The 15409-nt window shown below is 61.8% G+C and carries 13 protein-coding genes; 4 read left to right on the forward strand and 9 right to left on the reverse strand.

The window, feature by feature from the left end:
* The first annotated feature begins 17 nt into the window (after positions 1 to 17).
* Positions 18 to 1640, forward strand: a complete 1623-nt coding sequence (locus CJD35_RS15955) for a GMC family oxidoreductase (protein ID WP_086486353.1) — start codon at positions 18 to 20, stop codon at positions 1638 to 1640.
* Positions 1637 to 3127, forward strand: coding sequence for an aldehyde dehydrogenase family protein (locus CJD35_RS15960; protein ID WP_017183524.1), 1491 nt, complete (start codon positions 1637 to 1639; stop codon positions 3125 to 3127). Before CJD35_RS15955 ends, CJD35_RS15960 begins: the two co-directional genes overlap by 4 nt.
* A gap of 9 nt (positions 3128 to 3136) precedes the next feature.
* Here the strand turns inward: CJD35_RS15960 and CJD35_RS15965 are convergent, their stop codons facing one another.
* The 4 genes from CJD35_RS15965 to CJD35_RS15980 all read right to left on the reverse strand — a co-directional run bounded on the left by CJD35_RS15965 (position 3137) and on the right by CJD35_RS15980 (position 6886).
* Positions 3137 to 3886 (reverse strand): SDR family NAD(P)-dependent oxidoreductase, encoded by a 750-nt coding sequence (locus tag CJD35_RS15965; protein WP_017183523.1) that lies wholly within the window; start codon positions 3884 to 3886, stop codon positions 3137 to 3139.
* A 112-nt stretch (positions 3887 to 3998) separates the two neighbouring features.
* Positions 3999 to 5174 carry a hypothetical protein gene (locus CJD35_RS15970; protein WP_017183522.1) on the reverse strand — a complete coding sequence of 392 codons (1176 nt, stop codon included), beginning with the start codon at positions 5172 to 5174 and terminating at the stop codon, positions 3999 to 4001.
* The gene (locus tag CJD35_RS15975; RefSeq protein ID WP_026002463.1) at positions 5161 to 6312 is read right to left on the reverse strand and encodes a sulfotransferase family protein; all 1152 of its coding nucleotides are present in this window, start codon (positions 6310 to 6312) and stop codon (positions 5161 to 5163) included. The genes CJD35_RS15970 and CJD35_RS15975 overlap by 14 nt, the downstream gene beginning before the upstream one ends.
* A gap of 130 nt (positions 6313 to 6442) precedes the next feature.
* Positions 6443 to 6886, reverse strand: coding sequence for a helix-turn-helix domain-containing protein (locus CJD35_RS15980; protein WP_244917298.1), 444 nt, complete (start codon positions 6884 to 6886; stop codon positions 6443 to 6445).
* 122 nt (positions 6887 to 7008) lie between these two features.
* Here CJD35_RS15980 and CJD35_RS15985 point away from each other — a divergent pair, with 122 nt between their 5' ends.
* Positions 7009 to 7830: an IS5 family transposase gene (locus tag CJD35_RS15985; RefSeq protein WP_043153120.1), complete on the forward strand. Its 822-nt coding sequence runs from the start codon at positions 7009 to 7011 to the stop codon at positions 7828 to 7830.
* Positions 7831 to 7852: 22 nt separating this feature from the next.
* Here the strand turns inward: CJD35_RS15985 and CJD35_RS23115 are convergent, their stop codons facing one another.
* Positions 7853 to 8293, reverse strand: coding sequence for a hypothetical protein (locus CJD35_RS23115; protein ID WP_244917299.1), 441 nt, complete (start codon positions 8291 to 8293; stop codon positions 7853 to 7855).
* A 715-nt stretch (positions 8294 to 9008) separates the two neighbouring features.
* On the opposite strand from CJD35_RS23115, the gene CJD35_RS22755 reads away from it, so the two are divergent.
* Positions 9009 to 9170 carry a hypothetical protein gene (locus CJD35_RS22755; RefSeq protein ID WP_017183519.1) on the forward strand — a complete coding sequence of 54 codons (162 nt, stop codon included), beginning with the start codon at positions 9009 to 9011 and terminating at the stop codon, positions 9168 to 9170.
* Positions 9171 to 9300: 130 nt separating this feature from the next.
* Here CJD35_RS22755 and CJD35_RS15990 read toward each other — a convergent pair whose 3' ends face one another.
* From CJD35_RS15990 to CJD35_RS16005, 4 genes are read right to left on the reverse strand one after another with little or no spacing between them, the layout of a single operon-like run.
* A complete protein-coding gene (locus tag CJD35_RS15990) occupies positions 9301 to 9837 on the reverse strand; it encodes a lytic transglycosylase domain-containing protein (RefSeq protein WP_037514751.1) in 537 nt (178 codons plus the stop codon).
* Positions 9821 to 12766: a MobF family relaxase gene (mobF, locus tag CJD35_RS15995; RefSeq protein ID WP_095687232.1), complete on the reverse strand. Its 2946-nt coding sequence runs from the start codon at positions 12764 to 12766 to the stop codon at positions 9821 to 9823. The genes CJD35_RS15990 and mobF overlap by 17 nt, the downstream gene beginning before the upstream one ends.
* Positions 12763 to 14769 (reverse strand): type IV secretion system DNA-binding domain-containing protein, encoded by a 2007-nt coding sequence (locus CJD35_RS16000; protein ID WP_095687233.1) that lies wholly within the window; start codon positions 14767 to 14769, stop codon positions 12763 to 12765. Before CJD35_RS16000 ends, mobF begins: the two co-directional genes overlap by 4 nt.
* Positions 14769 to 15068 carry a hypothetical protein gene (locus CJD35_RS16005; protein ID WP_095687234.1) on the reverse strand — a complete coding sequence of 100 codons (300 nt, stop codon included), beginning with the start codon at positions 15066 to 15068 and terminating at the stop codon, positions 14769 to 14771. The genes CJD35_RS16000 and CJD35_RS16005 overlap by 1 nt, the downstream gene beginning before the upstream one ends.
* Between the last annotated feature and the right edge of the window lie 341 nt (positions 15069 to 15409).

The raw sequence follows: 15409 nt of genomic DNA on the forward strand, positions 1-15409 counted from the left end.
CCCAGAAAAGAGCGACCATGTCAGCTGATTGTTATGATTACATCATCGTGGGAGCGGGTTCGTCCGGCTGCGTGCTGGCCAATCGACTGTCGGCAGACCCGACCGTCAAGGTACTGCTGGTGGAGGCGGGACCGGACGACAGCAGTCCGTTGATCGCCATGCCGCGCGGTATCGGCAAACTGCTGGCGCCGGGCAATCCCCATGTGTGGGATTACGCCGTATCGCCCGGCGGCAACGCACCCCAGGAAATATGGCTGAAGGGCCGCGCGGTTGGCGGGTCCAGTTCGGTCAACGGCATGGTCTATGTGCGGGGCGCTCCGGCCGATTATGATGGCTGGGAAGCGGCAGGCTGCATAGGCTGGGGCTGGCAGAATATGGGCCGACATTTCGTCTCGCTGGAGGACCATGCCCTGGGGGCCAAGGCGGGGCGCGGTGCCGGCGGTCCCCTCAAGGTCAGCGTCCACCCTTCCGGCGACCCGCTGTGCGAAGCCTTCCTGACCGCCGCCGAGCAGGCCGGGACGCAACGGGTGGACGATGTGAACGACATGCCGGCCGTGACCCAGGGCGGCATGGGCTATCAGCCGACATCCACCTATCGGGGCAAGCGCTTCTCCGCCTCCCGCGCCTTTCTGAAGCCCGTGCGAGGCCGCCCGAATCTGGATGTTTTGCCGCAGACTGACGCCCTGCGTATCCTGTTCGACGGACAGCGAGCGGGCGCTATCCTGCTGCGCAACAAGGATGGCGTGCGGGAGGCCGCCGCCCGGCGGGAGATCATTCTTTCCGCAGGCGCGGTGCAGAGCCCCAAGCTGCTGCAATTGTCGGGCATCGGTCCTCGCGCCCTGCTGGAATCGCTTGGCATCCCGATCGTCGTTGATGCGCCGGGTGTCGGCGCCAACCTTCGCGAACATCGCTATTTGGGTTTCAACTACAGGGTCCGGGGGAACAGCCTGAACCAGAAACTTTCGGGTGTCCGCCTTATCCTGTCGGCTTTGCGCTATGCCTTCGGATCGAAAGGGCCGCTGACCCATGCCGCGCATGAAGTGGGCGGCTTCGTCAAGACCGATGCCACGCTCGACCGGCCCGACGCGCAGGTCGGCATGGGCCTCTATTCCTTCCACACGGACGACAAGGGCGCGGTGGCGCTCGATCCCTATCCCGGCATGACCGTCATTGCCTATTATATGCGGCCCGACAGCCCGGGCCATGTCAGGATAAGTTCGGCCGATCCGGACGTCCCGCCGGTCATCGACGCCAATCATCTGGCGACCGAAGCCGACAGGAGCCATTTCGTCGCCCTGTTTCGCTGGCTCCGTCGCCTGGCGCAACAGCCCGCGCTCAAGGACTGGATCGTCGAGGAAACAGGCAAGACCGTGGGCATGGAGGCGGACGAGGACATTCTTGCCAACGCGATGGCCCTTGGCGGCACATCCTTTCACATTTGCGGGACATGCCGCATGGGCGCGGATGAAACCTCCGTCGTCGACCCCCAGCTTCGCGTGCGCGGCGTCACCGGCCTGCGCGTCGTCGATACCTCCATCATGCCGACGATCGTATCGGGCAACACCAATGCGCCGGCCATGGCCATCGCGCTCAACGCCGCGGACATGATCCTGCGGCCCAGACAGGAAACCATGCAATGACCGTGCCGTTCACGACGTTCGACAAGCTCTATATCGATGGCGCCTGGGTCGATGGCGGGAGCGAACGCGACGCCATCATCAATCCCGCCACCGAAGCGGTGATCGGCCACGCGCCGGTGGGTAACGCCGCCGCCGTGGACGCTGCGATCGCAGCCGCGCGCGACGCGTTCGACACAGGCATCTGGCCACGCATGGCCATGTCCGAACGCGCGACCTGTCTGCGCCGGATGCATGCCGCACTGGATGCGCGCAGGCAGCAGATCGCGGCGCTGATCGTCGCGGAGGTCGGCTGTTCACAGGGCATCACCCAGGGCATGCAGGTCGCCAATCCGCTCGACCATCTGCTGGCCGCGGTCGAACATTCAACACGCGACGACAGCGTTCGCCTGCCCATCGACATCACCCCCGATCCCTTCAATCCCGACGGGCCAAAGAAAATAGGCGGGACGACCGTGGTGCGCGAACCGGTGGGCGTCGTCGCGGCCATCACCGGCTATAATTTCCCCTTTCTCATCAATCTGGCGAAGATCGTTCCCGCGCTGCTGGCCGGCAACACGATGGTGCTGAAGCCGTCGCCCTTTACACCTTTTTCCGCGCTGCTGTTCGGGGAGATCGCCGAAGAGATCGGCCTGCCCAAAGGCGTGCTGAACATCGTTACCGGCGGACCGGAGGTTGGCACGACCCTGACCTGCGATCCGCGCGTCGACCTCGTCACCTTCACCGGGTCCGAAGGCGTAGGTGCCGCAATCATGGCCCAGGCCGCTCCCACATTGAAGCGCGTGCATCTGGAGCTCGGTGGAAAGTCCGCGCTGATCGTCCGCCAGGATGCCGACGTCGCCCGCGCCGCGGGCATGGCGGTTGCAGTGCTGTCGGTCAATGCGGGCCAGGGTTGCGCCCTGCTCACGCGCCTCGTCGTCCATAACAGCATCAGGAAAGCGTTCGTCGAAACCGCCTGCGCCATCGCCAGCCAGTTCAAAATCGGTGATCCTGCCGATCACACCGTGGCGATGGGGCCGCTGATCCGCGAATCCCAGCGGGAAAAGGTCGAAAGGCTGATCGCCATCGGTCGCGACGAAGGCGCGCGGATCGTGCATGGCGGCGGGCGTCCGGTCGGTCTCGACAAGGGCTTCTTCACCGACATCACGATCTTCGACGATGTCGACAACAAGATGACGATCGCCCAGGAAGAAGTGTTCGGTCCGGTCGGTTGCGTCATCGGCTTCGATACCGACGAAGAGGCGATCCGCATCGCCAACGACAGCCGTTATGGCCTGAATGGTGGCATCGAAACCGCTGACGCTGCCAAAGGCTATGAAATGGCGATGAAGATCCGTGCGGGCAGCGTCATGCTCAATGGTGGCACTGGGCGTATGACCTATGCGCCCATCGGCGGCTACAAACGCTCGGGCGTGGGCCGGGAATATGGTCCCGACTGGCTGCACGAATACCAAAATCAGAAGTCGGTCTTCTATCCCATCGGCAGATAGAGCCGCTGCCTAACCTGCGGTAATGCCGCCGTCGACCGCCCAGCAGGCGCCATGCACATGACGCGCCCGATCGGAAGCCAGGAACAGAAGCGGCTCGGCCACATCCTCGGGCGGACAGGGCGGCCGCATTCCGGTGTAGCGCGCGAGGAGACGGGGATCGGCGAAATCGGGGAAGGACATGCCCTGTGTCATTTCCGTCCGCATCGGGCCAGGCGAGAGGATGTTGATCCGCACGGGACTGTCCATCATCTCCATCGCGAGCGACAACGTCAAACCGACCAGTCCGAATTTGGAGGCGGTATACGGCGCCAGATAGGCCTGCCCCATGAAACCGGCGGTGGAGGCCACGCAGATGATATTCCCGCCGCTCTCGATCAGGTGCGGCATGGCCGCCTGCATGAGAAAGAAGGGGCCGGACAGGTTGGAGGCAACGGTCCGGTTCCATTCCTCCTCCTTGATGTCCGCCAGTCGGTGAAACATGACATCGGCGGCGATATTGCACAGCACGTCCAGCCGGCCGAATGCCGTCATCGCCCCTTCGATAGCCTCCCTACAGCCATGCGGCTCGCCAAGATCGCAAGCCAGCTCGACACACCGGCCACCCGCGTCGCGGATCAACCGCCCGGTCTCTTCCAGCTTGGCTCGGCTGCGCCCGACAAGGCACAGTGCCGCGCCTTCCCGCGCGAAGGCGAGGCTCGCCGCTCGGCCCAGGCCCGACCCGGCGCCGGTGACCAGTGCGACCTTGCCTGCAAAGTCCATCCGAATATCCTCTTCCAAAACGGGTCGTCGGCGGGGCCACAATGCCACGCTGACGCATGCCATAAGGGTGATTAAGGCTTGGCCAACCTTTCCCCGGATGGGGTTGATCCCCTCACCAGCGCCGTCGCCATTGCGCGCCGCGCCGACGGTTGCGGATCATCTCATCCCGCTGCTCCGGCGTGACATGAGGCGTGTCGGCGGGAAGATGCGAACGGAGTTCCGCAGACGGCACGATCCTGAGCGTCGGCTCCGGCCCGGAACTCGCGCCGGTCCAGCGCAGCATCAGCGATCCTTCGTTGCGTCCGGCCGGATCAAGCCAGTTGGGCACGCCCGGATCGTCCAGTGCGATGACGGCCCGGAAGCGGCCGTCGCCGTCCAGACGCGCCTGCGCCGCGTTAAGGCTGCTCTGATGGTTTATCCAGTCGATCGTGTTCCACAGCGGATCGTTGAGCTGCACGTTCCAGTAACGCACCTGATCGGGCACCGCCGTGTCGATGATCATCGCCTCCCCCGGCTCCAGCCGGAAGATGCCCTGATAATAATGCTGCCCGGCCACGCCGCCGCGACCGGCCCAGTCATCATATTCCAGCCTGTTGACGAAGCCCTGCGCCCGCTGCCGCTGGCCATAACCCAGGGCGAATGCGGCATAGCGTTCGACGAACGCTGACAGGCGATCGAGCCGATGGGCGATCTCGGCTGCGGGCACCGGACCGCCGCCCACGCGCCGGTCGACCCGTTCGATCGCGATGCGTAGATCGCGCCCCACGCCCCAGCCATAATAGGCATGGCGCAAGCCGATCGTGACCGCGCGCGGGTCTAGCGGAAACCAGTCGCCCGCATGATCCGGCCGCTCCCCGCCCAACAGGATGTCGAACGCCCCGTCCGGTCCCAATGTGCAGGCATCCAGATCGATCATGCCCACCGAAGGCCCGAGATCCTCCATCGGCCCCAGGCCGCCCGCGACCAGATCTAGGAACACGAAAACCCCGTCCCCCCGCGTGCCCGAAAGCCTGTAGACGCCGCTGCCGTCGATCCGCGCCGCGCCATAGATGAAATCGGGATTGACCCCGACCGTGTTGAGGATGCTGCTGACCGACGGTACGAAATCGGGATGATCGGGGTCGGCGAAGGCCGTCTGATAGCCGGTGGCGAGGATAGCGAACAACAGGCGGTGCCCCTCGGCCCGGGCCTGTGGATCATCGGGATCGGCCAGCCTGTTCAATACGCTTTCCGCCCCCGCCATCCGCTCCAGCCAGGCGCGCCACTGGGACGCTTCAGATATAGGCATGGTAGGTCTCGATATATTCGGCGAACCTGTCGCTTACCTGTTCGGCGTTCAGACCGTAGTCGGCCAGACTGTAGCTGCGCGGGCCATGCTTGCCCGCCGGATTCTCCCGCAGCCAGCCCAGAATGCCCTTTTCCGACTCCGGCGTGAAATCCCAGCCGAAATGGTCATAGGCGGCCCGGATGGTCGAGACCGGGTCGGCGACGAGGTCCTTGTACCGCATGTCATAAATCGGCAGGTCGGGATGCGCCTTGCGATAATCCATGCAGCACTTCACCCCATCCCACCAGAGTTGCAGGAACTCCGCGCCCAGCGCATGCAGATCAAGCTGGTCGTAGGACGGCCCACGAATGACGCTGATCAATTGGGAGATCGAGGCGATGACGGTGGTCGGATCGCGATGGGGCTGAATGAAGATCGCATCGGGATAGACGCTGCGCAGCGCGGGCAGCTTATACATATGCTCCTGAATCTTGAGCACCCAATGCCTGCCGGGATGCCGCCAACCCAGATGCTGAAGCCACATCTTGTGGACCTCGTAGCGAAAGGTCGCGTCGATGCCCTTGAACCAGTCGTAGAAGCGCGGGAGATGCTGGAACATGCACGGATTGCTGCTCTGAAAGGAGGTCGTCATGAACGATCCGCATTCCTGTGGGATTTTGGCGCCCAGCGGATGGGCCTTGAGCAATTCGTCGGCATCACCGCCCAGTTGCGCGCGCAAATGCTCGTCGAACCGGGCGATGCGCGGGTCCGTATCGGCGGTTGCGGCTTCAGGCGGGGGCGATGGTTCGGCCACTTCCCACATCAGCGGCGTGCGTATCTGCGGGTCGCCTTCCATCAGGGCGTGCAGGAAACTGGTGCCGCACCGGGGAAGGCCGAGGATGAAAAGCGGCTGCCGGATTTCGACATCGGCGATTTCGGGGTAGCGCGCACGGTCGTCGGCGATCGCCTTCAGCCGGGACAGGTCATCGGCGATGATGTGCAGCGCCCGGGCATGACCATTGGCATTGAGCGCCCGGTCTTCCGCCATCGAGGCAAGCAGTTGCTCCAGCCCCGGCCGCACATTGTCGCGCAAATAATCGGGCAGCGGATATTGCGCCAACAGCGTGTCCGCGTCCGGAAATCCAAATGTCATTGCCATCCTCTCTCAAACCGGTCTGACGACCATTTTGGGCAGGATGACTGCTCCGGACACCGATGAAAAGCCCAGGCGCCATAGATGTCGCCTATCAAAAACAGATGTCGAAAATTGCGGCTACATCAGTGGGCGCTCAGTGGATCAAAAGCCGGTCACGGAACTGCTGCGGCGAACACCCTTCTATCTGGCGGAACGCCACACTGAAGCTTGCCGTATTGGCAAAACCACAGCGATAGGCGATCTCCTTGACCAGAAGCGATCGGTCCATCAGTAGGTCCTTCGCCAGAGCGAGCATATGACGGCGACAAAAGGCCGCGGGACTTTCGCCCGTCGCGGTGCGGAACAGGCGTTCATAGTGACGGACGCTGATGCCGCGTTCCGCCGCCAACTGCCCGATCTCGACCCTGCCGGGCTGCTCCCGGATATGTGCAACAAGGCCAGCCAGATAGCGCTGGTCGAACGTCCGGCGACTGGTGAACTCCGGTTGGCTTTCTGGACCGAATTGCTGCACCATTTCGGCTGCGAGGCCGACGCTGATCGAATCCAGAATGAGTTGCGAACACAGCCCCGGAGCCACCAGTTCCTGCTGGGCCCTTAGAGCCCGATCCGAAATTAAGTTGAGTGGTATCAGCGGGTTAGCTTGACGCTTGCCGCAGTCGTTGATTCAGGGGTTTTGCAACAAACTTCCGGAGATCAACGATGTGGACCGATACCACTCGGGCGCAATATGCCCGCGCGGGACTGACTTTGCCAAGCGATTTGACCGATGCCGAATGGTCGGTGCTCGAACCTTTCTTGCCGCCACCCTCCCACGTAGGCCGTCCGCGCAAATGGCCGCTGCGACGGATCGTCGAGGCGATCCTGTATCTGCTGCGTGGGGGGCTGCCGTGGCGAATGCTGCCGCCCTGCTTTCCGCCGGTCTCGACGGTTCGGCGCTGGTTTTACCTGTGGCGCGATAACAAACTGTGGCTCTCGCTCAATCATACCCTGCTGTTGATGGCGCGTGAAGCGACAGGCCGCGAGGCTTCGCCCAGTGCTGGCGTGATCGATAGTCAGAGCGTGAAAACAACGGAAAGTGGCGGCCCTCGCGGCTTTGACGCGGGCAAAAAAATCAAGGGGCGCAAGCGCCACATCCTCACCGACACCGAGGGCCATTTGGTTCATGCGGTGATCCATACCGCCGACATTCAGGACCGCGACGGCGCGCCGCTGGTCCTGCGTGAAATCATCCACCGCTTTCCATGGCTGCGCCATGTCTTTGCCGATGGCGGCTATGCTGGCGACAAGCTCAGGGAAGCCCTCCGGCGTACCGGCAAATGGACTGTCGAGATCGTCAAGCGATCCGATGTTGCAAAAGGCTTCGTGGTTCTTCCGCGCCGCTGGGTCGTCGAGCGAACACTGGCTTGGCTGAACCGCAACCGTCGGCTCGCCAAGGACTTTGAACAGACCATCGCATCGGCAACTGCGTGGCTGTTCATAGCTTCCATCCAGCTATTCGCGCGTCGCATCGCAAGACTATGAAATTTCATCGGATAATTATGAATCAGGCTCTTAGAAGCATTGCTCTGACATGGGGATTGCGCATGTCTATGGTGTCGCGCAATTGTTGATTGGAAAGTTCCATGGGCAAACCAGTGATCGCGGGAATATCTATTCTGCAAAATAGCGATCTTTGCTCGCGTTCCTGCCAATGCATTTGGAACGAACACGCGGCCGGATAAAAGCGTACCTCGCCCTGCTCGCAAAAGTCGCGAGCAGATGCGAGATATCTGCCCATAGACGGGAAGCGGGTCAATTCGAAATAGCTGCAGGGCGGCGTGAAGACGATCTCGCTTCGTTCTCGCCAGAAAAACCGCCGGACTTCAAAGCGCGCACCAACTGTAGCCCTCGCCGCTTCGAGAGACGTTTCGAATTCCTGCGGGAATATGAAGTCCAGGCTTGTACCCTCAGGATGACGGTCAGAATCATAAGGTCTTGTAAGCATATCAGCTGTTGCTCCCCCTCACTTTCTCCCAGCCGATCGCGAGAATAATATATCGATCATATCGAGAGAAGCTAATTTATTAGTGTCCGATTCAGAAGTTCTTCAATTAGAGCAATATCTTGCGGGTGCGGCGCGTGATCATCGGATTGAAGCGATGAAGGGCCAGCGGTGGGTGAGGTGACGGACCTTTCCCCGTCGTTTAACCAAACCGGCATCAAGAATAATTTTGGTTGCGTTTTTGCGATCTACGATTGCGACATCGTAGGGTTGGTGGGTCAGTGATCGATTAGCTGCTTCATAACTATTGGCTCACTGAAACGAAATCGACATCTACGTCATGCTGGTCACGGCAAGAGGACTGAGCGAAAGCTAAGTCAGCAATTCTTGGCACAAGCCTTGAAATGTTAGTTTCCAGGGATAGCCGGCTGCCTAACGCACAAAAACTGAGTGAATACCAAGTGAATAGCGAAAAGGGGCCGAGTGAAACGAGACCTCCTGCTCATGGATGTCCAGCGGCACACACTCAGTCAAAAGCTCGGCCGCTGCCAGCCGATCCATACGAAAAGGTGTGCAGATCGGTGAAATGACTGTGCCCGTACGACCCACGCCTTTCCAAAAGCGCCAAAGCACCCCATCAGCCCCTCAGAACTAGCAAGCTTTGCTCCATTGCACAGCCGTCGCTCCACCGTCATAGGTTTCGTAGATGAACGAAAAAATGAACGCTACGATCTTAAGAGTTATCGAGCGCACGCCGCAATGGCTGCGTCACGATCTGGGATCCAGGGATGCAGCCGCTCGCGGTCGCGCCGAGGAAACATTGGCGGCGATGATCAGCGACGCGCTTGCCAACGGAACCGCCGCGAATCAGGAGGAATAAGAGGGACACCTCCTTGTCTCATGGGTGCCGCGTACCGTTGAGATTACCGCGCCTGCCTCTCCGCCAACGCACGGTTTCACATTGCGACATTCAGCCTCCGTTCCCAAGGAGGCTCTCCCCAGGAGGCAAATCAGGGAACTGGCCGCGCCAGCATGACAGCCCGCCTCCCGAACACATCGGTCCCAAACCGCCTTTGCAGATGAACCGCAACCAACGCTGCATACCTGCGTTGGCGAATGCCATTTGGGCTGTGATAGATACCCACCGCCTTCCAGTAGCTGCCGCCCGCCTTCAAAGCGTCGAGAAAGATCCAGCGCGCCGCCTCGACGTTAAAACAGGGATCAAATTGCAGCCAGTGCCGGACCTCCCTCTCGCGCCGCGACAGCAGCGCGGCGATCCTGGGCACCCACCAACTGTTGATCTGGAGCGGTCCCAGGTCATGGCTCCCGTTTTTGTTGCGGATCTCTGCACCGATCCATCCGGCTTCCTGATCACGCAATCCCCAGAGCGTTTTTTCAAGCCAGGACTGACCGCGTGCCGCCTGCCGGATGCATCGCCCCACCTCAGCCTCCGGCGGCCTCGCCGCTATTGCGTTTTCGCAAGGTAGCGCCGCCGTCAGCGCCAGCGAGACAACACAGATCCAAGCTCGATCAGCGATCCAGACCACGGCCCGCCTCCCTTCCGATGTCCCGGGTCTGCTGCTCGCGCGTAGGAGCAGGCGTGTCCCGATTGCGGTGATGGTCGCTCAGCAAAGAATGAAGATGGTGATCGAGCGCCTCGAAAACCTTTTGAGCCCGACCAGCAAACTTGTCCGCTAGGCCTTTGGGTTTTGCATTGCGGGTCCAAAGCTCTCGCTCCAGCCGGTGGTCGCTGCGCAAGAGTCGCTCCCTATCCTGATCTTCCTTCATTTGCCGGAGATGCGGTCCTTGCCTAGCGGCCATTTGTACACGATGATCACGCTCCAAACGCCCCAGGCCTTCAAGGCTTGACGTCTTCTCGCCCGACCGGTCTTCGAGCCGCTCGACCAGTTTTTTCGGATCCTGGGTCCAGAGCTTTACCCCATATCGGGCGCGGGTGATCGCGGTGTAGAAATTCTGCGCGCTCACCAGCGGCGACCCAACAGGCGCCAGGACATAGACCCGGTCATAAGTCTTGGACTGAGCCGAATAGATGGTCTCGGCATATCCATGATCCCACGTTTTGTGCCGGAAGAGGTCGACCGTCTGCACCCGCTTGCCGCGATCCCAGCAGATCCTTGCCAGTGAGCCCTCGAGCCTCTCAATCGTACCGCGCTCCGCATTTTTGAGTTGGAGTTCCTTCGAGACCAAACGCCACTGGATGCGGTCGCCTTCGCTGAGGACTCTCTGTTCATCCATGAAGACGTTGACCTGCGAGGCTTTGGCCGCGCGGGGATCCCAGAGATGGGTGCGTCCCTGCTCGTCCACCAGTCGGAGGCGTTGTCGCCCCTGCGCGTCCCGCACCACCCCGACAACGCGATATTCGGCATCCCGCCCCAGCCCCGCTCCTGGCTGATCGCGACCGAAGGTCACCACCTGTCCCCCTGAATAAAAGCGCGCCATGCGCTTTTCCTGATCGCTCAGGCCACCAGGTGTAAGGACTGAAAGCCGGGTCTCCTCCGCCGCGACGACCCCCTCGCGCTGCAGGACCTCCCTGATATTGCTGTTCACGATCAGGCGCGACGCATTGTCGAGAACGAGAATGTTGGTCGCAGCGCGGCTCCTGGGGCTGAGGCGCGTCCATTCCGCGACCACATCTGCAGCGAGCGTAGCGGCATCCTCACCGCCCACCACCTTGTCGAGCCGACCAATCGAGGCTGCGTAATCCCCCGCCCTCGCATGCGCGACAGCCTGTCGCATCGCCTCGGTTTCCTGCCGACGCGACTCCGTCAGTTCGGCCGTTTCCATGCCCAGTTTCTGCATGAGCCAGAAAGCCTTGCCCTGCTCGATCGCGCCGGTCTGCTTGTTGTCGCCAAGGAGAATGAGGCGAGCGCCAGTGGCCTGGCTGATTTCCAGCACTCGCAAAGCCTGGCGGCTTCCCAACTGTCCCGCTTCGTCGAGAACCAGCACATGGTTGCCGCTGATCCCATATCCACCACCCGCAAGAAGGCTGGCGACCGTGCGCGACTCGATCTGCGCCTTCTCCCCCAATTCGGCGGCGGCGGACGATGTCGGCGCCAGGGCGATGAGGATCGTACCCGGCAGCGCGGCGTCCTTCAGCGATCGGACAAGCGTCGATTTTCCTGCACCCGCGACGCCTTGAAGGCCGGTGACCCGGTCATGCGAGGTCGCCATGTCCACCAGCGCCCGTTCCTGCGCCGGAGAAAGCCCCGCCTGTTCCAGTATAGGAAGCAGGCGATCGGCGCTCGCCACGGGCCGACCGTCCCCGACAGCAAGCGCCAGATGCATGGCGAGCGACTGCTCGAGCCGCACAGTGCGCCGGGTGGTCCGGCCCCGTGTCAATATTTCGTCCCCAGTCTGGCCACGGGTAGCGAGGAGCTTGCGTCGTTCTTCATGCGCATCGACGAGGGGTCGCAAATTCTGAAACCGTACTTCCCCGACATGGGAGGCTAGCCCCGTGGTATAGAGACGGCCAAGCGGGTTCACGGCCTCCTTCCCCTCCGATTGCCTTATCCCAAACAGAGCTGCTCGGGCGGCATCGGCGCGGTCGACCGGGACGGGATGCTCGCCCGATCGCGCGGCGCCCTCTCTCACCGCTTCAAGCGGCTTTTCATATGGCCCCAGCCGCCCGCGCCACTGGATGAGCAGCGTATCGATCCCGGTTTTCACCTTGGCGCCGCGGGTGGCGTAGAAGGATTGGCGGCGCGACGCCTGACCGACCAGACCATGCTGCTGGGCATGTTCATTGATCTGCTCGGCCCGCTGCGACATCTCCTCGATGAGGGCCTTGGGAACGCCCCTGATTTCGAACAGACCCCGGCGCGGATCAAAGTCTATCTCATAGCCAAGCTCGCGCAGGCCATGGGCGAGTTCGTTCCGGTAAATCTGCCCGCAGGTCATCTGCTCGGCATACATGGCGCGGGTTTCGAGGCTTGCCATCGGATCGCCCGATTGCCCGTTGGTCATGTTGAGGACGACGACATGGGTGTGGAGGTGGGGGTCAAGTTCGCGGCTGGCATGTTCGGTGAACCGCGCCCACAACAGTCGGCCCGTCGTCTCGTGGACGATATTGCCCGCTTCCCGTTTTCGCAGCTGGGCATGCTCCTCAAGATAGGCGAGCGTCACATCGACCGATCGCTCATGGAGCTGGACGATCCGCTCGTCGCCCATGGCGAGCGCCATCACTGATACGGATTTGGGCGCACTGATCGCAAAGTCCCAGCCGGGATGATGCTGGATGCCGTCGGCGCGATGTCGGCCCAACTGTTGGCCTGCAACCTTGCCAGCCAGCAGGGACCGAAAAGTTTCAGGATCGACATCGTCCGAAAGGTCGAGCTCGCTCACCAGGGCACCACCCCAGGACGACCGCTCCGCCTCCCCCTTCGTATAATAATCGCCGATCGCGTAATAGCGAGCAATGTTACCGGGCGAACCCTTCAGGCGGCGCGGATGCATCATGCCGGCCTCGCCTCACTACGGTCGCCCGATACGCGCCCGTGTTGCCGAAGGCGGAAGCCGCTCGCCCTTCCAAGGAGCCTCGGCAGCGCTCTTTCTCCGTTTTCATTTTCACCCTCCGCAGGATTAGATGAGTAGCCTTGCACGCTGATCTCGTCATGCGCGGGCGTGCTGCCCTTGTCCGCTCCGAGGGGGAGCTCGGGAGCTTCCGATTTCCTCGCTCGCCGACGCTTGGATCGCGATCCTGAAGATTTCGGAGGAGACTTGTCGCCCTCATCCGGGTCGAGACGAAGGAGCGGAACTAGCCGCTCGACGAATGCGGCCTGCAGGCTGGGAAGCGCATTATAATTATCGGTGAACCGCACCACGGGAAGGTTCCGTCCGAACCGAAGGAAACCCGCGAGATTGGGAAGATTGGTGACCTCGGTATGCATGACCAACGGGCGGGTCACCTGCATCCGCGACAGGTTGACCCCATCCCGCATGTCGTTGACGCCGTAGGACATGCCCTCATTGGCCTCGACCTGCTCGACCTGCCCTAGATTTTCCGAAACATGCTTGGCGGTGGGAGTGTCGTTGGCGCGCAGCGCCACCCAGGTCGAGCAATAGCCGGTGATCGCCGCGGCATCCTGGATGCCGTAGGTCGCCTCAAGCTGCGGGTAGGACTGAAACCCCAATATGCCGCAGCCGCCATATTTTCGCGCGCGGGCGAGAAAGTCGCTTAGCGATGGCAGTTTCTGAAGTGTGGGAAGCTCGTCGATGACACAATAGAGGCGGCGCTTACGGTCGGGCGGGAGGCTCATGATGGCGCTTATCGCGATGTCGAGCCAGACGGTGACGAGGGGCCGGAGGGAAGGGAGCTGATCCGCCTTGACGGTGATGAAGAGCCAGCTGTCATCCTGCTCATTGGCGACCCAGTCCCGGATGGAGAAGCCGTCGGCCGTGTCATCGAGATAGGAGAAGCTGCGCATCACCGAGGCCAGTTCCGCGCGGATGCCCGCAGAAGTGCGGTCGCCTTCCATCGAGATGAAAGCCGCAGCATCGGTGCCCTCCGCAAAACTTGCCAGCGTCTTCAGAGGGCTGCGCACCACCGTTTCCAGGAGCACGGAAACCAGCGTCCCGTCATATCTGGCAAGCTTGCGCAGGACCGCCACCAGCGTGCCGCGGGCCGCCTTCGCCCAGAAGGGATCGCCACCTTTGTCTGGGATCGTCGATTCCGCGATCTGATCATAATGATAGTCACGCGGAACATCGACCCAGGGCGACCAGAAGTCGGAGCGGTTATCCAGCGGATTGAGCAGAATGTCGTGCCCAGGCCGGTAGAATTTCTCAACGAAGGTGCCGGCGGTATCATAGACGATTGCCCGCTTGCCTTGCTTTCGCATGCCGTCCAGCATCTTCACGATGATGTTGGTCTTGCCCGTGCCGGGCGCACCACAGATGAGGATATGTTCAGGCTCGAACGCATCGGGAACGGGCACGCCGCCGATAGCAAAGCTGCCCTTCCGGCTGCGCCACAATTGCCGCCGCAGCTGACGCGCAGCGCCAAAGCGCGCGCCGCGCAGGAACTGATTGGAACCAAGGCCCTTCCCCGTACGGGTGAAATAGAACCATGCCCAAACCAGCATCAGGAGGGCAAAGGCGCCCGCAAGTGCCGCGCCGAACACCAGATGATGCTCCATAGCCTGCATGGTCTTCCTGGCGATGGGGGAGCCCAGCAAGGCATCGGACGTCGTCCAATATTGGCGACCCGACGGGGTCCGAAAGAGCAGCGGCGCGCCGCCGGGCACATCGCTTTTGAGCGTCGCCTCAGCGATCTTGACGGCAACAAAGCGCTGATAGTCGGTCGACTTCCCCAGTACATACCAGAGGGTACCGCCGACCCAGATGGCGATCCCCGCCAGCAGGGTCTGGAAGAAGACCTGCGTGGTCATGCGAACATTGTGAACGATGGCCTGACCGCCCCTGGTCCAAGAGCCCAGTGTGTCGTTACGGAAGATGCTCACTAGAGTACCTCCTCGGGATCGAGAAGGCCTCTTTCCAACAGCAGGGCGCGCGCATCGTCCATGCCCTTCTGGAGGATATCTGGCCGACGCGTGCCGACTGACGCGGCGAGGATGGCGAAGACCTGGATGAGGGTCGCCTGCACTAAGTCGAAGCGGCCATGATAGCCCGCCGCGTCCATGCCTTCATAGCGGTTGAGAATGTCCCGGACATAGTCGGGGATGGTCGTGCCCGCTGCTTGAGCACCGACGACGAGACGCCCGAAGAGGGCGTCCTTGAACCTGATGGTAATTCTGGGCAAGCGCCGAACTCCTGTTCGTCGCCTGGCCAATCGTGATGAAGCGCGTCCCTTATAACCGGATTTCAGTCCGATCTCAATTGATTACATGTGTTCAGAGTGGCAGCCAAACGGTGCCAAGGCAGATCAAGGACTTAACTATTCGGCCCTCTTAAACGACAGCCAAAGCGTGTCGGGGGGCGTCAATCAGTGCCATCAGCGTAAGACCTGTATTCGGCCGGAAAACCGCGCAAATGCTGGCGATTCTCGCCCGCAGCACCCGTGCGTACGGTGCATTACAAAACGCCTATGGCGTGCGTCCTTTCTTCGCAGCGCTTTCCCGCGCTGCGCTGCCACGTGCCGGA

The organism is Sphingobium xenophagum (genome assembly GCF_002288285.1).
GTDB lineage: Bacteria > Pseudomonadota > Alphaproteobacteria > Sphingomonadales > Sphingomonadaceae > Sphingobium > Sphingobium xenophagum.